The sequence below is a fragment of the Nostoc sp. LPT genome, assembly GCF_017115165.1.
GTDB lineage: Bacteria > Cyanobacteriota > Cyanobacteriia > Cyanobacteriales > Nostocaceae > Nostoc.
Window position 1 is genome coordinate 12,112 of the sequence record NZ_JABXKF010000046.1, and the last position, 24,194, is coordinate 36,305.

General features: G+C 42.1%; 13 protein-coding genes. 8 read left to right on the top strand and 5 right to left on the bottom strand.

Features of this window, described 5'->3' with window-relative positions; genetic code table 11:
- Nucleotides 1-172: 172 nt before the first annotated feature.
- From HWQ58_RS10240 to HWQ58_RS10250, 3 genes are all read right to left on the bottom strand, one after another.
- Nucleotides 173-1,099, bottom strand: a complete 927-nt coding sequence (locus tag HWQ58_RS10240; protein ID WP_292861218.1) for a hypothetical protein — start codon at nt 1,097-1,099, stop codon at nt 173-175.
- Nucleotides 1,100-1,142: 43 nt separating this feature from the next.
- Nucleotides 1,143-1,649, bottom strand: coding sequence for a pentapeptide repeat-containing protein (locus tag HWQ58_RS10245; protein WP_292861221.1), 507 nt, complete (start codon nt 1,647-1,649; stop codon nt 1,143-1,145).
- 98 nt (nt 1,650-1,747) lie between these two features.
- The gene (locus tag HWQ58_RS10250) at nt 1,748-3,262 is read right to left on the bottom strand and encodes an LCP family protein (protein ID WP_292861224.1); all 1,515 of its coding nucleotides are present in this window, start codon (nt 3,260-3,262) and stop codon (nt 1,748-1,750) included.
- Between the two features lie 115 nt (nt 3,263-3,377).
- Between HWQ58_RS10250 and HWQ58_RS10255 the strand changes: the two genes are divergently transcribed.
- The 3 genes from HWQ58_RS10255 to HWQ58_RS10265 all read left to right on the top strand — a co-directional run bounded on the left by HWQ58_RS10255 (nt 3,378) and on the right by HWQ58_RS10265 (nt 6,496).
- Nucleotides 3,378-4,442 (top strand): mannose-1-phosphate guanylyltransferase, encoded by a 1,065-nt coding sequence (locus HWQ58_RS10255; protein ID WP_292861227.1) that lies wholly within the window; start codon nt 3,378-3,380, stop codon nt 4,440-4,442.
- Nucleotides 4,443-4,556: 114 nt separating this feature from the next.
- On the top strand, nt 4,557-4,817 hold the full coding sequence (gene yidD / locus HWQ58_RS10260) for a membrane protein insertion efficiency factor YidD (RefSeq protein WP_366837699.1): 261 nt from the start codon (nt 4,557-4,559) through the stop codon (nt 4,815-4,817).
- A gap of 32 nt (nt 4,818-4,849) precedes the next feature.
- The gene (locus HWQ58_RS10265) at nt 4,850-6,496 is read left to right on the top strand and encodes an AarF/ABC1/UbiB kinase family protein (protein ID WP_292861232.1); all 1,647 of its coding nucleotides are present in this window, start codon (nt 4,850-4,852) and stop codon (nt 6,494-6,496) included.
- 426 nt (nt 6,497-6,922) lie between these two features.
- Here the strand turns inward: HWQ58_RS10265 and HWQ58_RS10270 are convergent, their stop codons facing one another.
- A complete protein-coding gene (locus tag HWQ58_RS10270; protein ID WP_292861235.1) occupies nt 6,923-12,703 on the bottom strand; it encodes a PAS domain S-box protein in 5,781 nt (1,926 codons plus the stop codon).
- 1,252 nt (nt 12,704-13,955) lie between these two features.
- Between HWQ58_RS10270 and HWQ58_RS10275 the strand changes: the two genes are divergently transcribed.
- Nucleotides 13,956-14,219 carry a hypothetical protein gene (locus tag HWQ58_RS10275; RefSeq protein WP_292861238.1) on the top strand — a complete coding sequence of 88 codons (264 nt, stop codon included), beginning with the start codon at nt 13,956-13,958 and terminating at the stop codon, nt 14,217-14,219.
- A 57-nt stretch (nt 14,220-14,276) separates the two neighbouring features.
- On the opposite strand, the gene ggt is transcribed toward HWQ58_RS10275, so the two are convergent.
- Entirely contained in the window at nt 14,277-16,034 is a 1,758-nt protein-coding gene (ggt, locus tag HWQ58_RS10280; protein WP_292861241.1) for a gamma-glutamyltransferase, read from the bottom strand.
- Between the two features lie 100 nt (nt 16,035-16,134).
- Here ggt and HWQ58_RS10285 point away from each other — a divergent pair, with 100 nt between their 5' ends.
- The 4 genes from HWQ58_RS10285 to HWQ58_RS10300 all read left to right on the top strand — a co-directional run bounded on the left by HWQ58_RS10285 (nt 16,135) and on the right by HWQ58_RS10300 (nt 24,170).
- Nucleotides 16,135-16,866 carry a phytochelatin synthase family protein gene (locus HWQ58_RS10285; RefSeq protein WP_292861244.1) on the top strand — a complete coding sequence of 244 codons (732 nt, stop codon included), beginning with the start codon at nt 16,135-16,137 and terminating at the stop codon, nt 16,864-16,866.
- Between the two features lie 662 nt (nt 16,867-17,528).
- On the top strand, nt 17,529-20,498 hold the full coding sequence (locus tag HWQ58_RS10290) for a hypothetical protein (RefSeq protein WP_292861247.1): 2,970 nt from the start codon (nt 17,529-17,531) through the stop codon (nt 20,496-20,498).
- Nucleotides 20,499-20,748: 250 nt separating this feature from the next.
- Nucleotides 20,749-23,442, top strand: coding sequence for a calcium-binding protein (locus tag HWQ58_RS10295; RefSeq protein ID WP_292861250.1), 2,694 nt, complete (start codon nt 20,749-20,751; stop codon nt 23,440-23,442).
- 98 nt (nt 23,443-23,540) lie between these two features.
- The gene (locus tag HWQ58_RS10300; protein ID WP_292861253.1) at nt 23,541-24,170 is read left to right on the top strand and encodes a Uma2 family endonuclease; all 630 of its coding nucleotides are present in this window, start codon (nt 23,541-23,543) and stop codon (nt 24,168-24,170) included.
- Nucleotides 24,171-24,194: the final 24 nt, after the last annotated feature.

A 24,194-nucleotide genomic window follows, 5' to 3' on the forward strand; every position in this document is an offset into this window, starting at 1 on the left:
GAGCCAGGGTTTCCTCCGTTCCCCGAAGGCATCATAACTGCCATTGCGTTATGCCATTAGACTAATGCACCAACACTTGAATCAATATAATTTATTTATAGTTTAGGACGTTTTTTGGGATGCGATCGCAGAGTTGATGTTGATAAAATGGCAGATTTAGTATAAAAAGGTACTAGTTTGAAATGAGAAAACTTTTGCTCATCTTAACTATTTCTTGTTTCTCTTCAAATCCAGAACTATAGCACCCACTCAAAGGTACGGTTTCACCAGATGCTAACATTAAGATAACTCGATGAACAGAGCCACCTTCGCTAGAATCAGAACTTTCAACTTTAATATCAACAATTTCATTTAACGAGTACAAAAAAACCGCTTTTCCCAATTTTCCAAACCATCGATAGCGGCTGAGAGTTAAACTATTTGATTCTTTATCAAAATTACAGTTGATAAATGAACCTGCGGCTATTATGAGTAAACCTACCAAAAACAAAAATAGGGTTCCGCCAATTGCGGCATAACCTTTTAAAGTATCATCTTGCTTAACTACTAAATTTTTATCTAAAGGTTGTGCTAAAAAATTCTTAATTTTTAAAATTATCAACTCTGCTTCTTCTAAAAAATAATCACTATAAGCAATTTGTGTAAATAAAATACTTTCTCTATTAGTTAATAACTGAACTCGATATGTATATAATATTTTTCCCTCTTTATCAGTTTTAGTTTGTTTTTCTAAACGAGTTCCAATTAATCCAGTAATTTTTTTTTGGCTTTTTTGATGATCAAAAAAATCAAACTCTCTCAGTTCACATATAATTATTGATGATTTTTGCTCAATACTGAAAGCTTGTAAATTTTGGGGTACACGGTCACAACTAAGTTGTGTGACACTTATAATCGTAAAAATAGTATACAAGCAAATTATCCCTGCTTGTCCAATAAAAAACCCAATAAACCGAAGCAACTTGGGTTGAATAGTAAAATTAAGTTTATTTTGTGTTTTCTCATGAATTTTTATATTTTTACCTTTGAACAAATACCAAATTAAAATCAAATTGGTAATTAATAATACATAGTTTAATAAAGAATTTGTATTTTCCATTTTTTCGCTAAAACGTCTCTGTTTTTAGGCTTAAAGCGGAGATTTACTTACAACCCAAACTATCTCGCGTTGACACACCTGTGACTGGATTCACGCCATCGGCTCTTTCACACAGCAATGACACTTGATAGCGATCAATTAAAGCATCGCTAAAATCAGCACCAGTGACATCAGCATCATAAAAGCGGCTACGGGTCAAAGTTGCTTCAGTAAATATGGCATTTTTCAGGTTAGCACCATCCATAGTGGCGCGATCAACTAAAGCGCCGCTCAAGTTCGCATCTTCCAAATTTGCCTTTAATAAAACTCCTTTAGTCAGAATTGCGTTGGTTAAATTCGCTGCTTGAAAATTTGTCCCCCGCATTTCTGCTGCAACAAAAGTTACACCGACTAAATCAGCATGAGAAAAGTCACGATTTTCTAAATTTATATTGTTGTAATTGATTGTGTTTATCTGAGCAAAAGCCGGTTTGGGATTAAGTATTATCCACCCAAATGCTAGTAGTAAAATCACAATCAAACCCAAAAAGCGCAGTAAAATCTTTTTCATAATTTTATTATTTGTCTTTTGTCATTAGTCTTTTGTCATTTGTCCTCTGTTAGTTAACAATGACTAATGACTAATGACTAATGACTAATGACTCTTAGCTATTTCCAATCTTTACCAATGCGGATTGTCAGATCGGATTCTAAATCACCAATGGCAGACACCTCGATTTGACCCAAGCCTAAGACTTTTTGCAAATCAATTCCAACTCGTCGGTTGCCTTTTTGGACAATAATCTGAGTTTGACGTTGGGTATCTGGCCAATCAGGCACTTTGTAAATATTATTAAAGCCTTTCCGTTTAAGATAAGCAATAACTTTTTCAGTTAGCTGAGGTTGATTTGAAGCATTTTGAATAGCAATTTTGAGGTTAGGAACCTGACGCATATCTGGCTTTAGACCAGGTACATTTACCCCAACATAATCATTCAACAGGCTCTGTTGTCCAGTCATATTCAGCCAATAGCTATCAGGGTCTTTGCTAAAACGGCTAAAGGTACCAGGCAACACGGTCATTTGGAAATTATCTCGATCTAGGTTAAGACCGAAATTGACCAACGCCATCATTTCTTCCATCTTCAGGTTGGTATCAAAATATTTTCGCATCAAGCGAGTTAATTGAGGCAACCTGGGTAAGATGGTGGGACTATTTAAGCGTTGCAGCAAGGCTGCTGTTAGTGCTTGCTGACGCTGTACTCTCGGCAAATCTCCCAAACCTGGTTCGCGGAATCGGGCAAACTGTTCTGCTTGTTCGCCGTTGAGGGTTTGCCAGCCACTGACTAAATTAATCGATAATCGACTGCTAGAGTCTTTATATTCCATTGATTGGGGAACAAAGACTTCTACTCCGCCTAACTGATCGACTAACTGCCGTAAGCCGCTAGTAGAAATGCGGATGTAACGATCGATTGGGGCGTTATTTAAGGTACGGCTTACTACCCGTGCTGCCAAGACTGGGCCGCCTTTGGCATTGGCATCAGATACCTTAGTTAATCCCTTTTCTCCCTTTTCAGGGATGGCGATCATCGTATCTCTGGGAATGGAAAGCACTCGTACAGATTTTTCATTAGGGTTAAGTCGTACCAGTAGCATAGAGTCGCTTTTGCCTGCAAAGCTTTCTGGTGAGCCATCAACAGTACCGCTGACTGGTTCAATCCCCATGATTAAAATATTCATCGGTCGTGAAAGCTTGTACTGGGAAAGTTTGCTCCATAACTCCCCTGGTAATGGGATTTTTACTTCGTCTTTAGCAGCAGTTCCTAAATCTTCATCTGTTCGATCTAGATTGCTCCATAAAGGAGTCCACAGCGCTAACGTTGACACCAGCAGCCCAGATAAGATGATACCAATGACAACCGTCATAAACCATAACAGCCATCGAGGCATGGTTAAGCCCAGTCTCTCAGAAAGCTGATTGGGAATCGCGCCCACAGATTCGACGACGCTACGGTTCGGATTCGCTGGCTGGTTTAATTCAACCTCCTCCTCTGAGTCGGCTACTGGTGCTGGCGTTACTTGATTTTCTGTCCGTTGAAGTTGCGACGATCCCACGTCACTTTCAAATACTACTTGTTGAGACGTAACCGGATTTTCCGACCATTCGACTTGTTTTATCACAATTATCTCCCCACTCAACCACTCCCTAAAAGTATGTTAATCCAAGCTACAAATATTGCCAGTGGAAAAGCTCACTGTAAACTTGTAATGTTCTTCGGTAGGCGTGTATGACAACATGAATACTTTATTGTTCCCCGTAATCCTAGCTGGTGGTAAAGGTGAACGTTTTTGGCCCTTAAGCCGCAAAGACCGACCCAAGCAATTTTTAAGTCTTGATGGTAGCTCTAGAAGTCTATTACAAGCAACCGCCGATCGCTTGTTAGCACTCGGAGGAAGTTGGGATTCCCTGTGGGTAATCACTTCTAGTCAGATAGCTGAAGGGGTAAAACAACAATTACCTGATCTACCAGTTGAAAACTTGCTGATTGAATCGGAAGGAAGAGACACTGCCGCAGCTGTTGCTTGGACAAGTTTAAAAATCAAACAGCGCTATGGAGAAGACGCTGTTATTGGCTTTTTCCCTGCTGACCACTGGATTGCTGACCAAGAGGCGTTTGCACACACATTAAATGCAGCAACGCAACTGGCAACAAGCACAGCAGCGATCGTTACACTGGGGATCAAGCCGACTTTTCCATCAACAGGTTACGGCTACATTGAACAAGGTGAAAAAATAGGTAGCTTTAATGAGTTGCCAGCTTATCACGTGAACCGCTTTACTGAAAAGCCCGACCGGGAAACGGCAGAGACTTTTTTATCTACGGGACGTTTTAGCTGGAATAGTGGAATGTTCGTTTTTCGGGCGGGGGTTGTTCTCAAGGAACTACATACCCATGCTCCAGAAATTATCGAACCTTTAGAACAACATGGCCCTGATATCTATCCTCAGTTGCCTAAGAAGAGTATAGACTATGCGTTAATGGAAAAGACTACTCTAGCATACGTTTTGCCAGTTGATTTTGGTTGGGATGATTTAGGAGATTGGAATGCGATCGAACGCTTACTGAAAAAAGAAGAGACTCCCAATGTGGAACTCGCTACCCACGTAGGTTTAGATACGCAAGGGGCGATTATTTACGCCTCAAATCCAGAGGATGTAGTTGTTACTATTGGTTTAGAGGATGTGGTGATTGTGCGCGATCGCAATGTCACTCTCGTTGTCAAAAAAGAACGTACCCAGGAAATCAAGCAGATCCTTAAAATTATCCAAAGCGATTCCCGATTTACCGACCTGCTATAAAAGTTAGAACCCTTGGCAGAGGCGAAAAAGTCTGTTTTCCCATTATAACTTGACTGTCCGTTATTTTATCTGACAGTTATGGACATTATTAGCTTTGAGCCTCTCGCCAAGACAATGGCAATCGATTCTATTACTGCCTATCAAAAATATATTTCTCCATCCAAAGGATTTTCTTGTTCTCATCGCTTATTACACGGGGGGGATTCCTGCTCAAACTACGTCAAACGGATGCTGAACGAACAGAAGCTCCACCAAGCCGTACAATCATCCATAAAAAGATTTCAAGAATGTGCGGCAGCTAGCAACACTTTAACAAGCATCAAAACTAGAGCCGATTTCCGTTGTATTGTCATCCCCTGCTGCCTACCTCTTTAACTCCTCTGCCTCTTTGCAGTTATTTTACAAAAATGTTCCTCACCCAAACTGTTCCCCGTCAACGAGAAATTCTGGAAGTCTTCCTTCGCAATGGCTGGGACTATATGCGAAGGTTACTTACTGGTGCCAAAGCTGATGAACCTCAACTTCCAACACCTGCGGTTTTAAAAAATATTCTGGTAGATTTGGGCCCAGTTTACGTCAAACTTGGTCAGTTAATGTCTACCCGCCCTGACTTACTGAGCGCCTCTTACATTGAGGAATTGTCAACTCTACAAGATGAAGTACCACCAGTTCCCTGGTCAGAAATAGAAATAATCCTCCGTAAAGAATTAAAACTTTCACTAGCAGAAACCTTCAGTACAGTTAACCCGATCCCAGTTGCAGCCGGATCGATTGCCCAGACACATCGAGCTACACTAGCAGACGGTCGAGAAGTTGCTTTAAAAGTGCAACGTCCGGGAATTGATCTGACTATTGCCCAAGATATTGCTTTAATTCAAGGTATTGCCGATTTAGTGGCGCGAACTGATTTTGGGCAAACCTACGAAATCAAATCCATCGCCGAAGAATTTACCAAAGCTTTAGAAGCCGAGTTAGATTTTACAAGGGAAGCAGGTTTTACAGACCAACTGCGGCGCAACTTATCTAAAAGTCGCTGGTACGATCCCACACAAATAGTGGTTGCGGAAATTAACTGGGAATTGACCACACCAAAGTTACTGGTAATGGAATGGCTGGATGGGATACCGTTCTTGGCAGCGGATTTGGATAATGACCCCAATGTTAAAGATCCTGCCGAAAAGCGTAAAGAAATAACTACTTTGTTATTTCGGGTATTTTTCCAGCAACTATATATTGATGGCTTTTTTCACGCCGATCCCCATCCAGGAAACTTGTTTTATCTCAAAGATGGTCGTGTTGCCCTCTTAGATTGTGGCATGGTGGGAAGACTCGATCCCCGTACACAGCAGATATTAACAGAGATGTTGTTAGCGATCGTTGATTTAGATGCTCAACGGTGCGCTCAGTTAACTTTACAGCTATCAGATTCTGGTCAGCCAGTAATTTTGTCGCGGTTAGAAAATGATTACGATCGCATGTTACGAAAGTATCATAATGTCAGCCTCACGCAAATAAACTTCAGTCAGATAATTTATGAAGTTTTACAAGTTGCCCGCAACAATAAAATTAGGTTGCCTAGTAATATGGGTTTGTATGCCAAAACCCTAGCGAATTTAGAAGGGGTAGCGCGGACATTCAACCCAGAGCTTAACTTTTTTGATGAAGTCAAACCATTAATTACAGACTTGTTTCGTCGGCAGCTAATAGGGGATAATCCAGTGCGATCGCTCCTGAGGACAGCCTTAGATATTAAAAGTCTGTCTCTGCAATCTCCCCGCCAAATTGAACTATTATTAGACCGAGTTACCTCAGAAACCTTACAGTGGAATCTCTCGTTGCGGGGATTAGATGGTGTGCGGCGCACTATGGATGATGCGGCTAACCGACTATCTTTTAGTATATTAGTGGGTTCGTTGATTATGGGTGCGGCAATTATTTCCACCAGAGCGCAGACAACTCAGCTATCTTTTTTAAGCACCACCCTGTTTGCAGTCGCTAGTTTATTGGGTTTGTGGTTAATTATTAGTACATTGCGATCGGGACGTTTACGGTAAAACCATTTTGAATTGAAGGAAAAGCGTTCGACTGAGCGCTCACGCCGTTCGCGTAGCGTTCCGTAGGAAATGTCTAAAATTTAAAATTGAATTACTCCTGCCGTTTTCATCCTCACCGGAGGCGGAGCGTCTCCGGCTTTGCATTAATACCATAGCTATCAATCCGTTACTAAATAGCGTAGTACAATGTCTAATACCAATTCTCTATGAAGATGCGCCTAATTCTTTTGGGAGATAGCGAATTATCTTCAGAAAACCTCTGTTTACCTCTGCGTACCTTTGCGTTGAAAAAAAGCTAGAATTTGGCGCAGCTTTACAAAGAAACGGTATAAGCTAGTAATGAAAAGTTTGTAGTAAGCACAAAGCGTGCTTAGAAAATTAAAGACTAAAGTCTTTACTACGAACTTGCTTACCCATTAATTTTTATTAATTGGATAATACTCTTGCAATACTCGTCAATTCCATAATTTTCTCAAACTGAAAATCATGAGCTAAATTCTTAATAAAATTTTGCAATCCAGCATTTTCCGAAGGGATTTGCTCAATCAATTCTAAAATCAGGTCATCACTACATTGAGCTGCGGCAGTGTATACCTGTTTCACCCATTCCGGCGACATTTCAGATAATAGAGTCACTAAATCCGTGCGCGTCAATATTGATTTTGGTCTTTGTTGCTTTAGGTTTGTTAGCTGATAGCTTTCTTCTTGATAAATATATTGAACTCCCAAATATTCGCTTAACTTTTCTAGTAATTCTTCCTCGCGGAAAGGCTTGTTAATATAATCATCGCAACCCGCTTTGATTATTGCCTCTCGTTGTTCTTCAAAAGCATGAGCAGTTAAGGCAATAATAATTGTCTCACAATTGGGGCAATTGGGGGTTTGGGATTCGGTATTTTGAATTGAGGTTTCTTCTCTAGTTTTAATAACTTTTGTGGCTTCGTAGCCATCCATAATTGGCATCCGCATATCCATTAAAATTAGATGTGGTTGCCATGTCTGCCAAAGTGCGATCGCTTCAATGCCATTTATTGCTTCTTGGACTGCAAAACCGATAGATGTGAGAATTTTCATTAGCACTAAACGGCTGTCTGTGGAGTCATCAACCACTAAAATACGGTATTCAATTTGAGCAGGCGCTAAACTAATAACTTGGGGTCTAGTTTGTTTGATCTGGATTTCGCTGGCTGCGGCTAGACCAATTTGAATATCAAAAGCAAATTTACTTCCCTCGCCAATAGTGCTAGTGACGCTAATATCTCCTCCCATTAGTTGTACATATTTGCGGCTAATTGCTAAACCTAGTCCTGTTCCCTGTTGTGATTTTCTTCCGGTTTCAGTTTGCCCAAAAGCTTCAAATAGCAAGTCAATTTCTTGTGGGGCAATACCGCGGCCAGTGTCTTGTACCTCGAAGGTTAAAGATTGGGCATTGGGCATTGGGTATTGGGCATTGGGCATTGGGCATTGGGCATTGGGCATTGGAAATTGGGGATTAATTATTCTCCCCTGCTCCCCTGCTCCCCTGCTCCCCTGCTTCCCCTGCTCCCCTGCTTCCCCTGCTCCCCCTGCTCCCCACTCCCCACTCTCCATTCCCACCCGCAGCGTTACCCTTCCAGTATCGGTAAATTTGATTGCATTTCCCAAGAGGTTAAGCAAGACTTGACGTAGTTTACTTTCGTCAACTTGGATGTATTGGGGAAGGTGAGATGTATATTCAAAAACCAATTCCAATCCTTTGGAGGTGGCGCGGAAGCGCAACATCTCTTCGAGGTTTTCCAAGAGGCGAATTAAGTCAAAACTGTTGAGATTTAAGGTTATTCTGCCAGCTTCAATTTTAGACATTTCCAAAATATCGTTGATTAAATTCAGGAGATGTTCGCCAGCACGATTGATGATTGCTAGATTTTGCTGATGTTCAGTTGATAATTCACGATCGTGGCTCATGACTTGGGTAAAACCGAGGATGGCGTTAAGTGGAGTACGCAGTTCGTGACTCATGTTGGCCAGGAATTCGCTTTTGGCACGGTTAGCAGCATCAGCAACGATCACAGCTTCTTGCAATGCTTGGGACTGCCTTTGAGTTTGCGCCAGCAATTGTGCCTGTTGTAAAGCAACACCTAACTGATTGCCAATTTGAACTACGATGTTGATTTCTCCTGATTTCCATTGGCGGGGATCGGAATTTTGATAACTCGCCAGCAATCCCCAAAGCTGACTACCATGCAAAATCGGAACAATAATATATGCTTTGGCCTGAAAGCGCTCTAAGAGGTTGATATAAGCAGGATGAAACTCAGCGTTGTAAATGTCTGAGACACAGATGAAACTTGCACCTGGGGTTACTTGCAAATCGGGATATTCCACGTGGTTATTACTGCCATCCAAAATTTTCGCTAGGCAGTGCCCATCTTGTAAGACACCCTCTGTGAGATGAGGATCGTTGTTGTGTTCTTCTATGAGAGAAATCCAACCGTTACCCACCGATTCAGAAACAAATTCCCCATTCCAGTCGGGATTGAAACGATAGACAACAACCCGATCGCAGTTGAGTACTTGGCGTAATTCTTCGGTTGTAGCCGCAAATATCGTCTCTAAATCCAGTGTTTGGCGCATTCTTTGAATTACTTGAGCGATCGCTCTTTCTCGCTCTGCACTCTCACGCAAGGCTTCTTCTGCCAATTTTCTCTCGGTAATATCTGTAATTGTACCGATGTAGCCTTTAAGTTCTCCATTATCTTTAAATTCTGGCAAAGCATGACAAATTACCCAGACGACTGTACTATCATTATGCAAGAAACGATGTTCGTATTTATAGCTTGATTTAGCGGCTGTTGCTTGATTCCATGCCAACAATAGCTGTTCGCGGTCGTCTGGATGTACGGCATTTGCCCAACCTGTTCCCAAAGATCCTTCTAAACTACATCCAGTAATTTCACTCCAGCGTTGATTAAAATATAAAACATTGCCATCCACATCAGTATGAAAGATACAAGCTGGTGAGGCTTCTGCTAGTAGTTGATATCGTTGTTGACCTGACTGCAAAGCTAGTTCTGCCAATTTGCGATCGTTAATGTCTGCCCAATAACCAACACATTCGATTGGGTAGTCAGCTTCGTCACGAATTAACCTCATCTTTTCGTAGAACCAGTGATAAGTTCCATCAGCGTGTAACCAACGGTATTCGTAGGAAATGTACTCCTGCTCAACAAGGTGGGAAAGTTTTTCTGAGATGAATTCAATATCTTGGGGATGGACATGATAAAGCCAAAAACTGGAGTTATCGATAAATTCCCGCGCTTCGTAGCCCACCATTTCTTTAACGTTTTCACTGATAAAAGTAGTGCTAAAATCGTCTGATGTTTTGCTGCTATAAATGACTACAGGGCTAGAGGTGAGCAGATATTGTAGGCGTTCGTTGGCTAAACGCAGTTCTTGTTCGACGTGTTTGCGTTCGCGTAGCGCTGCATGTAGTTCGCTAATTTCGACTAAAACTGTGCCGACACCAGAAGGGCGATCGTCTTCACCAACAATCGGAAAATAAGAAGCTAAGAAGTGGCGGATAATATCTGGTTGTTGAATGGATGCACTGCTTAATTCTTGATTGAGAATGGGTTGACCGGTTATCAGAATTTGTTGATAAATTGGTTCTACTAAAGGGGCGATGTGGGGTAAGACTTCATGGATGGTCTTGCCAATATGATCTTGCTGGGGTAGTCCATTAATCTCCGCCAACAGTTGGTTGATTTGCACAAACCGCAGCTGGTTATCTACAATATTCATACCGACGGGAGCACTGCTAAAAAAGGCATTGAGACGAGCTTCTCTAAGTGCTAGCTCTTGTTCTAGGGTTTTGCGCTCAATCAACCCACCCAACTGAGCAGCAACAGCACTGACTAGCAAGAGCAAACGTCGATCTACCAATACTGAGCTACGTTTAAAAAATACTAAAACAGCTAATACTTGGTTCCCAGCCAGTATGGGAACACCAAACCCACCTTTTAATCCCACTTTTGCAGCTTGTGGCGATCGCAAGAAAACTGGTCGTGTAACTTTAGAAACATCTTCTATCCATTCTGGTTCTTGGTTGTGCCAAACTCTTCCTGGTAATCCCACTCCCAGAGGGAATTTCACAGTTTGGCTTTGGTCGCAGAATTCTTCTAAACTGCTATCTTCTCCGTACCATCCGAGACTGTGTTCTAAAACAGTCCCATCTTCATTAGGTATCCAGGCTTCACCAAAATCCCAGCCAATGGTGTGACAAATTAAGCGCAAGACCACTGCTAAGGCACTGTTGACATCACTAGCGCGAGTGATCGCTTGGGTTGTCAACAGCAACAAACGGCTTTCATTTTCTGCCTGCTTGCGTTCAGTAATATCTTTGGTAGTGCCCAGTACGTACCATTGTCCATCAATCTCGATCATTTCTGCACTCAACAGTGTTGTCCTAATTTCTCCTGTTGAAGTGCAGACATCAATCTCATAGTTGCGGATGGCTTTTGCTTGTTGCAGAATGTGGGTGAGAAAATTATATTCTTCTGGATTCACCCAAAGATTCAATTCTTCATCGGTGCGATCAATCACTTGAGAGCGAGAATAACCAAAAAACCGACAAAAGCTGTCGTTTACTTCGATGTAGCGTTTATTGTGAACAGTAATTAAGGCAATTGGATCGGGAGATGACCGGAAAGCTGACGCTAACTTTTCTTCAGAAGCCCGTCGCGCTGCTTCTGCGCGTTGACGTTCTTTTGCCTCCAATACCAAGGATACTAAATTACCCAGAGAGCGAGCGAAATTTTGGTCTTCTAACGTCCAATGATGAGTAGTTCCCACTGCCTCCAGACATAAAACTCCTACGGTCTTTCCCTCCAGCCTAACGGGTGTATCGAGTATAGAGGTGATGTTTAATCTTGAGTAAAATGCAGAAAATTCTTTAGTTCTGGGATCGGTATGAGCATCATCTGCGGCGATTGGTTGGTCTTGCTGCAAAGCTGTAAAATAAACTGGATAGTCTGCCGCTGATAATAAAAGTCCTTCGCTATGTTGATTGCAACTACCCTCAAATAGATCGAAACACTGGATTTTTATGCCTGTTTTGTCATACAGCCAGACACTAGCTCGTTCCATGCCAATATTCTTGACAGCTGTTTCTGTGATTTTACTCAAGGCTGCTTTCAAATCACCCTGATAAAGCGTCTGATTTTGTGCCAATTGTGTTAGCACTAGATTATGATTGCGGAGCTTAATCGCGCTTTCTTGGAGTAATTTTTCTACTCCTCGACGCTGTGTAATATTACTAGCAGTACCTGTCATGCCTATAACCTGACCCTCTTCGTTGCGTAATGCGATCGCATTCAACATTAGATAAAGTAAGGTACCGTCTTTAGCTACACAGCTAGTTTCATGCTCAAAGATAGACTTTCCCTGAAGAACGCGCTCAAAGGCTACTTTATCTTGAGCAACTTGTGTAGGTGAGATGAAATCAATTAAGGCACGCCCGATCATTTCTTGGGGTTCGTAGCCATAAATCTGCTTCACTGCTGGATTGACAAAGGTAATTAGTCCATCAATGTCCACCGACCAGATCGTGTCCTGGGATGTCTCCACTAGGAGCCGATACTGACTTTCGCTCTTCTTAAGGGCGGCTTCGACTACAAGGCGTTCGCTTTGATAAACTTCTCTACAAAAGGCTTTGCTAATGCTAACGGGAATTTCTTTAAAAATATCTTCTATTTGTCTGTTGCAAATATTTAACTCAACTGTAATCCGTTGACGCTCTTTAATCTCCTGTTGCAGTTGGAAATTTTTTTCTTTCAACTGTTTTTTCAGTCTTTGGAGAGTGAGTTGATTTTGGACGCGTAATAAAACTTCTTTAGTTTGGAATGGTTGAGTAATATAGTCAATATCGCCTAAATTTAAGACATTTATTTTTTCAAAAAAATCATCGAAAATTCCGAAAATAATTATCGGAATCTCTTGAGTTCGAGCGTTAGCTTTCAAATATTGACATACTTCATAATCATCCTTCTCTATAATGAGAACATTTAGCAAAAGCAAATCTGGGCAAGAAGCGAGTGCTGTATTGATTGCCAATTGCCCAAAAATAACACTTTCTACCTGATAACCTTGGTGTTGAAGTATGTCTGATAAAAAATGTAAATTCTCTAAGTTGTCATCAACTAATAAAATTTTTATTTTTTGAGCATCCATATCAGTTAATAAGTTAATTTTAAATCAGGAAGAATTTCTTGAATAAAACGGAACATGAAATCAGAAAGCAAAACTCTGTCACCAGATTGTAAATAAAATCATCGTTGTTTACAACCATACTTCAACGCAGGGTGTATGGAAAAGTTGCAGATAAGCAGGATAACTGTCTATATCATGTTTGCTTCATTACTTAATTAAATCCCAAGAATCCCAAACAGCCAAAGCTAGGGCGTACACACAAGTCCAAAAAACCTAGTACCGCAAGGCGGAAGTCACGCATTCAAAAGTCAAAAGTCACGCATAATTATTGTATTTCGGGCTTTTACCAAGCCCCGTTGGGGCGGGTGTGGGGGTGTGGGGTTGCATGGTGGTTGGGGATATCTAGCCCCAACCACCCGCATGAGTCAAAAGCCCAGCTATTAAGTTGGGCAACCGTGTTGTCCTTTGGTCTCAATCCAAAGGACTTCACCTTACACCCTTAAACCCTTACACGCTTACACCCCTAATGAAACCATTTGAAATGGTGAGGCAGTCCGGTTTTGGGGGTTCCCCCCATGAAGAGCTGCCGAACCCGAAGGGGTATGTTTATTTACGCCGTGCTGTACTAGCTTGATGAGGCTTGACTCGTTCCCAGTCTTTGCCTGACAATACATTCATTAGACTTCTTGCAAAAGTCCCTAACACCCCACCCCTAACCCCTAAGAGCTTGCGGGGAGGGGTTCTTTATTTTTGATTTATGCAAGAGGTCTATTGAATCTCTGACTCAATGTCTGACTGGAGGCCAAAGTACCAGCAACGCTGCAAAACACAGATACTGCTGTACCTGCGGGAAATATTGCAACAAGAACGAATGGTATTTTCCTGAGTCTGTACAGTTTTGGTGCTAGACGTTGCAGGACTTGATTAACCAAAAGAGATTTTTCATAGTCCCCAATTGTCTAGAGTGAAAAACAAATAATCGGATTGCGAGCCTCAGTCAAAACAGTAGTGATTGTTACACACGATCGCAAAAAACGCGGATAACATGAGAAAAATCTCACCCGATAAACAAGGTGAGGTAAAGCTGTTTATCTTTATGTCCCGTTAGCAGCTGTCTTCCAGGCTATGAGTTGTTAAGCAATTATCTCGCAGTGGATAGAACTTAATTACATTTTGTCTAAAGTATTAGGCAAAAAGTTATCCCCAAGGGTGGTAATTTACTTGACAAAAGTCTGCTATTATGCACTATTAGCTGAAAACAAAGGAGTTTGCAATGCATCGACAAATGTGCTGGTTATCTAAGTCTGGTGGCGATGGAGAGAAAATTTTGTATTTGCAGACAGAACCCAATCAACCCTGGCGTCCCTACACAGCTTTTGGACATTTTGCAGTCCCAGATTATCAAATACCAGGTGGTTCTAAAGGTTGGGCAACTTATCAAAAACTTTTGAAAGCAGGTTGGACACTAGTACCTAGTGCACGGGCAAACGAGTTTGGCAGCAGCAGTTACGCAGAGTCAACAATCCAAAATTTATAGTCATTTGTCATTGGTCATTGGTCATTAGTTATTCTTTGGTCTGAGTTTGTTACTCGCTTACAAACCTCTAGGGGAACCTTCACCGCGAGGATCGGCTGCTCCTTCTAAAGTTCCATCAGATGTAATAGCGATCGCGTTACCATTACCCCAAGGAGTAGTTTCCTTTATTTTGTGTCCCCGTCTGCGTAAATCTTGCAAAGTTAGAGCATCCAAGCCCCAGGATTCGACGCGCAACTCATCTGGAAGCCATTGATGATGTATGCGTGGAACAGAAACAGCCGCACCAACATCCATGTTGTATTCCAGCACGTTCAGGATTACTTGCAAAACCTGGGTGATGATGGTGCTACCACCAGGTGCACCCGCTGCCATCCGAAAATGACCATTTTCTGTGACAATTGTGGGAGTCATGCTGGATAGAGGAGTTTTGCGGGGTGCAATGCTGTTGGCATCGTTACCAACTAAACCAAAGGCATTAGGCACTCCTGGCGCAGCTGCAAAATCATCCATCTCATTGTTAAGGATAATTCCAGTTCCCGGTGTCACCACACCAGCACCAAAAATGAGGTTAATCGTGAAAGTCAGACTTATGGCGTTGTGTTGTTCATCCACAACATTTAAATGAGTGGTTTGGGGAGATTCATGCGGAAGACAAGGGGATGAGGGAAGACGCAGACATTTTGAATTCAAATCTACTGGCTTGACTTCGGTGGAGGGTCGAGCCATTTGCATATTAATTTCTTGACGGCGTTTTTTGGCGTAAGCTGGACTGAGCAGTTCTTGTACGGGGACTTTGACAAAATCAGGATCGCCTAAATATTTTGAGCGATCGCTATAAGCAATCTTCATTGCTTCTACCATTAAATGTATCGCGTCTGGATGATGCCATCCTAAAGATTTTAGATCGGTGTCACCGATAATATTTAAAATCTGCAATAGGTGAACGCCTCCTGATGATGGTGGTGGCATTGAGCAAATTTTAGCTTTGCGGAAATTGCCACAAACGGGAGTGCGCCAGATTGGCTTATAAGCTTTCAGGTCTTCGAGAGTAATTAAACCACCATTTTTTACCATATCAGAAGCGATCGCACGAGCAATACTTCCGGTGTAAAAACTTTGGGGATTTTCGGCAATTGCTGTTAAAGTACGTGCCAAATCACGCTGCACTAGCTTCTCTCCTGGTTGGTAAAATTCACCGTTGCGAGTGAAAATTTCTCGCGCTGCGGGATTGTTGAGAACTACTTGCTTGCGGGGATCGTTTGCTTGCAGAGAACGCCAAGTTACTACATTACTAACAATAAAGCCATCTTTAGCGAGTGCGATCGCAGGTTTCATTACCTCTTGCCAAGAAAGCTTACCATAGCGACGATGCACTTCATAAAGTCCCGCCACCGTTCCTGGTGTCCCTACTGCCAAATAACCATTAATACTTGCATTCGGACGCACCTTTCCTTCTGCCTCTAAATACATATTTCTTGTAGCTTTCAGGGGTGCGCGTTCGCGGAAATCTAGCGCTTTCATCTCGCCAGTTTTCTCAGAGTGCATCAGCAAAAATCCGCCGCCGCCGATTCCGGCTGAAAAAGGCTCAACTACAGAAAGTGCAAAGGTTGTAGCTACGGCTGCATCCACTGCATTACCACCTTTGCGTAACATCGAAATTCCTGCTTCACTTGCTAGAGGATGGGCTGAAACCACCATTCCCTTCTTGCTGTGTAAGGGTAAAGTTAAGGCGGCTGATGCTACTTGGCTGTAAAGTAAGATGCTGAAAGAAAAGATTACGCTCGCAACTCGCTTCGGTTTAGCAACAGTAAACATTTTTATCCCATTTCTCCGAAAATTTTATACTTATTTAGCATCTTGGTGTGAGATTATTAATACGATCTGATTTGAAAATTTTACAGCACTTGTAAATGCTATGTTACAAAAAATAAGTAAAACATTTTTCAAAGCTTTAACTATTGGATTATGTATCTCTAGCGGCAGCGTTCTCTCTCAAACATTACCGCTTTCCTCTAACTTAGTAGGTTTTAATACCCCGGAAGGTGAAAAATTCTTAGTTGACAGTAAATCAAAAGAAGATTTTTTTCCACTGAGTATGCAATTCATCACTCAAAATAATCAGGCATATTGTGGTGTTGCTAGTATGGTTATGGTACTGAATGGTTTACAAATTCCAGCACCAGAAGCACAGCAGTACAAGCCATATCGAGTATTTACTCAAGAAAACTTTTTTAGTAATGATAATACAAAAAAAGTCCTAGCTCCTGAAGTTGTGTCTCGTCAAGGTATGACTTTAGATCAATTAGGGCAATTATTAGCTAGCTATGGCGTTAAAGTTAATGTTTACCACGCTACCGACACTAGTTTAGAGGAGTTCCGTAAACAAGCAGCAGAAAATTTAAAACAACCGCAAAATTTCATTTTAGTAAACTATTTACGCAAAGAAATTGGTCAAGAGAAAGGCGGACATATTTCTCCTGTAGCAGCATATAATGAGCAAACAGATAGGTTTTTAATTCTTGATGTTTCTCGTTACAAGTATCCACCAGTGTGGGTAAAAACAACAGATTTATGGAAAGCAATGCTGACAAATGATTCTGTATCCAAGAAGAGCCGTGGCTTTGTATTTGTAAGCAAAAACCTTTGATATAATAATTTGTTTATTTAATTTATGAATCCTGCGATCGCTTATCCTTGATGTAATGCGATGTCTGGCGACAAGCCGCAACTCTTGGAGACGCTGCGCGAACGCGTCTACGCCAATATCTAAAAGCTGGTTCTAGGCTGGCTTTCACGTTAAAGTTGACACCAATACTCTCTTACCCCCCACTTGAACGGTTACAAATATGAAGAGTATGCAAAGATTTTTGGAAAAGATAGACATCTAAGTAAATATTCGATATTTAGTTATTGTTGGGTTATTTTGATGTTTCCTATTTTCCAGATAGAAATTCAAGGGCGATGCCTACGGCGGCAAGCTACGCCGACAACGAATGCATAAAGATTTCCTGTTTTATGCTGTCTCAAGTGTTCCCTATTTTGAAACTAGTAAGACTTATACGTTGACAAACTAACTAAATTTTGTACAGTGCTTAAAACTTAGATAGTCCTCAATACATAGATAAGTAATGTTTGCCAGCGAATTAAAGGGGAAATCTTTAATGAACAATTTGTGACTCTATCTAAAGACTGAATAAGATATGCCGAAAGCTTCAACTTTTGGCAGATTATTTGTGCCATCAAACAGTACTAACTCGATTATTGACAACTAAAAGTTACTCCCAAAATCGATTCAATCAGGAAAAACTTATGGCAATTATTATTGGAACTAGCGGTAACGACACCCTACAAGGCGCTTTAGATTACAACGATTACTACGATACCCTAATTGGTGGCAGTGGCAAAGATATATTTTTTTTTGGTGACGGCTCAAACTTCATTAATACAATCGCCGATTTCGATGGAGTAGGTAAAGGAACAAACCCCACAGCAGCAGTCATTGCTGAAGTGGATACCCTAAATTTCCAGAACTATAGTGGCTTCACTGCTCAAAACTTGATCCTCACCCAGAATGGTAACAACCTGGAAATCAACTCTCAAAGGTCTAGCTTTGACAAAATCATTTTAGAAAACTTTGCCCTGTCCAACCTTGATAACCTAAGCTTATCCACTGGAGCCACTGTAGATTCGGGCAATATTCTGTTTTATGGGCAGACTAGCATCACCGACAGCTTTGATGTCTTCGATGCCAACTCCACCCAAAGCACTGTCTTTAAAAAAAACACAGTCACCTTCCTAAACGACCTAGACAACAATGTTAGTGGATTTGACAATTCAAATGATGTCATCAATGGTCAAGGGGGTGATGACATTATTGAAGGCCTAAGTGGCAATGACCTTTTGAGGGGTGGTGCGGGCAATAATACCCTCAACGGTGGTGTTGGTGACGACTCTTTGGATGCTGACTTCCCCTCAGGCAATAATCTGCTCTCTGGGGGCGATGGCAATGATTCTCTCTTCACCTCTGGCAGCGACCGAAACTTCACCTATTTCGGCAAAGAAGTTGACGATCGCCCTTTAGGCAATAATACCCTCAACGGTGGTGTTGGTGACGACTCTTTGGATGCTAGCGGTTCATTAGGCAATAATCTGCTTAATGGCGGCGATGGCAATGATTCTCTCTCCATCTCTGGGAGTCAAATCAGTGCGGAGTACACACTGGATAACTCTCGCTCAGATGGCGATAACACCCTCAATGGTGGTGCAGGTGATGATACCTTGAGCGCTAGTGGTTCAAATGGCGATAACCTGCTTTTTGGAGGCCATGGCAATGATTTTCTAGACATCTATGGCTATATTTACCGAAATTTTGACTTTACCTTCAACTCTCGCTCATCTGGCAAGAACCTTCTTTCTGGGGGCGATGGCAATGATACTCTAACAGCCTCTGGTGCCACTGGTAATAACACCCTCAACGGTGGTAATGGCGATGATAGCCTTACAGGCGGTAATGGCGATGATAGCCTCACAGGCGGCAGTGGTAAGGATAAATTTGTTTACAAAGGCTTAAGCAAAGACAGGACTAATACTTTCACAGGCGACGACACGATTAATACTGGTACTCATACAATCGCCGATTTTACTGGAGTAGGTGAAGGAACAAACCCCACAGCAGCAATCATAGCCGAAGTGGATACTCTGATATTCCAGGACAATAGTGGCTTCAGTGCCAAGAATTTGCTTCTCACCCAGAATGGCACAAGTTTGTCAATCAGCTTTCAAGGGTTTGGTAATACCAGATTCATCCTGGAAAATTTTGCCTTAGAAAATCTGGATAACCTCAGCAAATCTACTGGAGCTACTGTAGATTTGGGCAATATTCTGTTTTATGGGCAGACTAGCATCACCGACAGCTTTGATGTCTTCGATGCCAACTCCACCCAAAGCACTGTCTTTAAAAAAAACACAGTCACCTTCCTAAACGACCTAGACAACAATGTTAGTGGATTTGACAATTCAAATGATGTCATCAATGGTCAAGGGGGTGATGACATTATTGAAGGCTTAAGTGGCAATGACATTTTGAGGGATGGCGATGGCAATGATACTCTCAATGGTGGCGATGGCAATGATACTCTTGATGGTGGCGATGGCAATAACACCGTCAATGGCGGAAATGGCAATGATTCTTTAAATTTCTCCTCCCTATCTATGTTAGTGACTCAAACAGTAGATGGGGGAACAGGTAACGACAGCTTGTCTTTGAGTTATAGCAGTGCTACCACCGGAATTACTTCGACTTTCAATCCGACTACTAACATTGGAGCAATTTCGACGACACCGGACACAACAGTGTTTAGCTACAAAAATATCGAACAATTAAATATCACAGGTACAAACTACAATGATTATCTTTTGGGAAGCAATGGTAATGATACGCTCCGTTCAGGCAATGGTAACGATACAATAGATGGCGGCGCTGGCGAAGATTTGTTGGATGTTAGTTTTTCAAAAGGAAATCACCTGCTCAATGGAGGTGATGGCAATGATTCTTTACAGGCCCGAAGTTCCTTTTACGACGAATTCGGAAATTATGTTGAGGTTAGCGTATCTGGCGATAATACCCTCAACGGTGGTGCTGGTAACGATACATTGGATGTTTACAGTTCAGCAGATGATAATCTATTAGATGGAGGCGATGGTAATGATTTTCTCTCTGCCGTTTTTGCCTCTGGTAATAACACCCTCAACGGTGGTGTTGGTGACGATACATTGGAGGTTTACGGTTCAGGTGCCAACATATTAGATGGGGGCGATGGTAATGATTCCCTGATAGCCTCTGGTGCCACTGGTAATAACACCGTCATAGGTGGCAATGGTGATGATACCCTCACAGGTGGCAGTGGCAATGCTATCCTCATCGGTGGCAAGGGTAATGATCGGCTGTTTGGAGAAGGTGGTATTGATACCTTTGTTTTCAATAGTTTCGATGAAGGTCTCGATTTGATACGTGACTTCGGTGCCAATAATGAACCGAATGAACTAATTCAAGTGTCGGCTGCTGGTTTTGGTGGCGGTTTATCAGCAGGTGTACTTCAAGCAAGTCAGTTTACACTTGGAGAATCTGCAACCACTCTTCTCCAGCGATTTATTTATAACTCCGCTACAGGTGCATTGTTCTTTGACTCTGATGGTAGTGCAGGCGCATTTACTCAGGTACAATTTGCCGGATTATCTCCTGGGTTGTCACTAACGAACAACAATTTTGTGGTTGTTTAATCATTATCCTTGATGTAATGCGATGTCTGGTGACAAGCCGCAACTCTTGGAGACGCTGCGCGAACGCGTCTACGCCAATATCTCAAATGTGAGCTAATTATGGATACCGTAATTACACCAGAAAGAATCGCCTTACCACCTGGCGCGGTGTTGAAGCTTTTGGGAGATTGGAAAGACGCGTTTAAATAGCACTAACTCGATTATTGACAACTAGAGTTACTCCAAAAATCGATTCAGGTAGGAAAAACTTATGGCAATTATCATTGGAACCAGCGGTAACGACACCCTACGGGGTACTTCAGATTACTTTAGTCAATACGACACCCTAACTGGTAACGGTGGCAATGATATATTTTTTGATAGCGCCTCAAACTACATTAATACGATCACCGATTTCGGTGGAGTAGGTAAAGGAACAAACCCCACAGCAGCAGTCATTGCCGAAGTGGATATCCTAAGTTTCCAGAACAATACTGGCTTCACTGCCCAAAACTTGATCCTCACCCAGAATGGTAACAACCTGGAAATCAGCTTTCAAGGGTTTGATATTTACAAATTCATCCTGGAAAACTTTGCTCTATCCAACCTTGATAACCTAAACTTATCTACTGGGGCCACTGTAGATTTGGGCAATATTCTGTTTTCTGGGCAAACTAGCATCACCGACAGTTTTGATGTCTTCAATGCCAACTTCACCCAAAGCACTGTGTTTAAAAAAAACACAGTCACATTCTTAAACGAACTCGACAACAATGTTAGTGGTTTTGACAATTCCAATGATGTGATCAATGGTCAGGGAGGTAATGACATTATTGAAGGTTTAAGTGGCAATGATATATTGAGGGGTGGTGCGGGCAATAATACCCTCAATGGTGGTGTTGGTGACGATACTTTGTATGCTGACTCCCCCTCAAGCAATAATCGGCTTTTTGGTGGCAATGGCAATGATTCTCTCTTCACCTCTGGCAGATACGTCGCCGCTTTCGGAGACAATCGCTCTTTAGGCAATAATACCCTCAACGGTGGTATTGGTGACGACTCTTTGGATGCTAGCGGTTCATTTGGGGATAACCTCTTAGATGGGGGCGATGGCAATGATACTCTAACAGCCTCTGATACTACTGGTAATAACACCCTCAACGGTGGTAATGGCGATGATAGCCTCACAGGCGGTGGTGGTAAGGATAGCCTCACAGGCGGCGGTGGTAAGGATAAATTTGTTTACAAAGGCTTATTTGACGAGACGACTTATATAAGTGACTACACGATTAACACTGGCACTCATACAATCGCCGATTTTACTGGAGTAGGTGAAGGAATAAACCCCACAGCAGCAGTCATCGCCGAAGTCGATACTCTGATATTCCAGGACAATAGTGGCTTCACTGCCGACAATTTGCTTCTCACCCAGAATGGCACAAGTTTGTCAATCAGCTTTCAAGAGTATGGTGATACCAGATTCATCCTGGAAAACTTTGCCTTGTCCAACCTGGATAACCTAAGCTTATCTACTGGAGCCACAGTAGACTTAGGCAATATTTTGTTTTCTGGGCAAACTAGCATCACTGACAGCTTTGATGTCTTCGATGCTAACTCCACCCAAAGCACTGTCTTTAAAAAAAACACAGTCACCTTCCTAAACGACATCGACAACAATGTTAGTGGATTTGACAATTCCAATGATGTGATCAATGGTCAAGCAGGTGATGACATTATTCAAGGCTTAAGTGGCAATGACATTTTGAGGGGTGGCGATGGCAATGATACTCTCAATGGTGGCGATGGCAATGATACTCTCAATGATGATATCGGCAATAACATCCTTAATGGCGGGAGTGGCGATGATTTTTTAAATTTCGGCTCCCTATCGACGTTAGTGACTCAAACGGTAGATGGGGGAACAGGTAACGACTTTTTGTCTTTGAGTTATAGCAGTGCTACCACCGGAATTACTTCGACTTTCAATCCGACTACTAACATTGGAGCAATTTCGACGACACCGGACACAACAGTGTTTAGCTACAAAAATATCGAACAATTAAATATCACAGGTACAAACTACGATGATTATCTAGTCGGAAGCAATGGTAATGATACGCTCCGCTCAGGCAATGGCAACGATACAATAGATGGCGGCGCTGGTGAAGATTTCTTGGATGTTAGTCTTTCTACAGGAAATCACCTCCTCAATGGAGGCGATGGCAATGATTCTTTACGGGCCTGGAGTGAGATTTACGACAAACTTGGAATTTACATTGGGGATACTACCTCTGGCAATAACACCCTCAACGGTGGTGTTGGTGACGATACATTGGATGTTTCCCGTTCGGCAGACGATAATCTATTAAATGGGGGCGATGGTAATGATTCTCTGACAGCCTTTGATACCTATGGTAATAACACCCTCATCGGTGGTGTTGGTGACGATACTTTGTATGCTAACTACAGTTCAAGTGCCAACATATTAGATGGGGGCGATGGTGATGATTCCCTGATAGTAGCCTCTAATACTACTGGTAATAATACACTCAACGGTGGCAATGGTGATGATACCCTTAGAGGTGGCAGTGGTGATGCGATCATCATCGGTGGCAAGGGTAATGATCGGCTGTTTGGGGAAGGTGGCATTGATACCTTTGTTTTCAATAGTTTCGATGAAGGTCTCGATTTGATACGTGACTTCGGTGCCAATAATGAACCGAATGAACTAATTCAGATGTCGGCTGCTGGTTTTGGTGGCGGTTTATCAGCAGGTGTACTTCAGGCAAGTCAGTTTACACTTGGAGAATCTGCAACCACTAGCAAAGAGCGATTTATTTATAACTCCACTACAGGTGCATTGTTCTTCGACTCTGATGGTAGTGCAAACGCATTTACTCAGGTACAATTTGCCGGCTTATCTCCTGGGTTGTCACTCACGAACAACAATTTTGTGGTTGTTTAATCTTATCCTCGATGTAATGCGATGTCTGGCGACAAGCCGCAACTCTTGGAGACGCTGCGCGAACGCCTCTACGCCAATATCTCAAATGTGAGCTAATTATGGATACTGTAATTACACCAGAAAGAATCGAGTTACCACCTGGCGCGGTGTTGAAGCTTTTGGGAAACTGGAAAGACTATCAAGTATTGAGTCAGCAACTAGGCGATCGCTCCTCACCTCGCATTAAATATCGCAGAGGAGAAATTTTACTGATGGCACCGCTCCCAGAGCATGGAAGAGATGCGAGTTTACTGGCATTAATAGTAATAGCTTTACTTGACCACTTAAACCGCATATACGAGTCATTTACGCCCATCACCATGAGCTTGCCAGAAATTAGTGGCATTGAACCAGATTTTTGCTTTTACATTGAAAATTGCAGAGCAGTGGTAGGCAAAAAAAGAATTGATTGGGAGTCAGATCCACCACCAGATTTAGCAATTGAAATAGATGTGACCAGCTACACTGACGTTAATGATTTCTTGCCTTATCGAGTACCAGAAGTTTGGATATTAAAGAGTAATCGGTTATTAATTTATCGATTACAGGGAGAGAGTTATGTGCTTACAGAAAGCAGCTACTATCCTAACGTCAGAGAAATTGTGCAGCAATGTCTCCAAATGGCCAACGAGCAAACAACAAGTGAAGTCATTAGGTGGTTAAAGAACTTTTTGCGCGAACAACAGTAAGGTATGTTAAGGCTTCCGTAACGC

Excerpts from the sequence above, each read along its gene's own strand:
- HWQ58_RS10295 (WP_292861250.1), top strand. The coding sequence starts at position 20,749 with ATGGCAATTATCATTGGAACCAGCGGTAACGACACCCTACGGGGTACT.
- ggt (WP_292861241.1), bottom strand. The coding sequence starts at position 16,034 with ATGTTTACTGTTGCTAAACCGAAGCGAGTTGCGAGCGTAATCTTTTCT.
- HWQ58_RS10300 (WP_292861253.1), top strand. The coding sequence starts at position 23,541 with ATGGATACTGTAATTACACCAGAAAGAATCGAGTTACCACCTGGCGCG.
- yidD (WP_366837699.1), top strand. The coding sequence starts at position 4,557 with ATGGCAATCGATTCTATTACTGCCTATCAAAAATATATTTCTCCATCC.
- HWQ58_RS10275 (WP_292861238.1), top strand. The coding sequence starts at position 13,956 with ATGCATCGACAAATGTGCTGGTTATCTAAGTCTGGTGGCGATGGAGAG.
- HWQ58_RS10245 (WP_292861221.1), bottom strand. The coding sequence starts at position 1,649 with ATGAAAAAGATTTTACTGCGCTTTTTGGGTTTGATTGTGATTTTACTA.
- HWQ58_RS10255 (WP_292861227.1), top strand. The coding sequence starts at position 3,378 with ATGAATACTTTATTGTTCCCCGTAATCCTAGCTGGTGGTAAAGGTGAA.
- HWQ58_RS10285 (WP_292861244.1), top strand. The coding sequence starts at position 16,135 with ATGTTACAAAAAATAAGTAAAACATTTTTCAAAGCTTTAACTATTGGA.
- HWQ58_RS10270 (WP_292861235.1), bottom strand. The coding sequence starts at position 12,703 with ATGGATGCTCAAAAAATAAAAATTTTATTAGTTGATGACAACTTAGAG.
- HWQ58_RS10240 (WP_292861218.1), bottom strand. The coding sequence starts at position 1,099 with ATGGAAAATACAAATTCTTTATTAAACTATGTATTATTAATTACCAAT.
- HWQ58_RS10290 (WP_292861247.1), top strand. The coding sequence starts at position 17,529 with ATGGCAATTATTATTGGAACTAGCGGTAACGACACCCTACAAGGCGCT.
- HWQ58_RS10265 (WP_292861232.1), top strand. The coding sequence starts at position 4,850 with ATGTTCCTCACCCAAACTGTTCCCCGTCAACGAGAAATTCTGGAAGTC.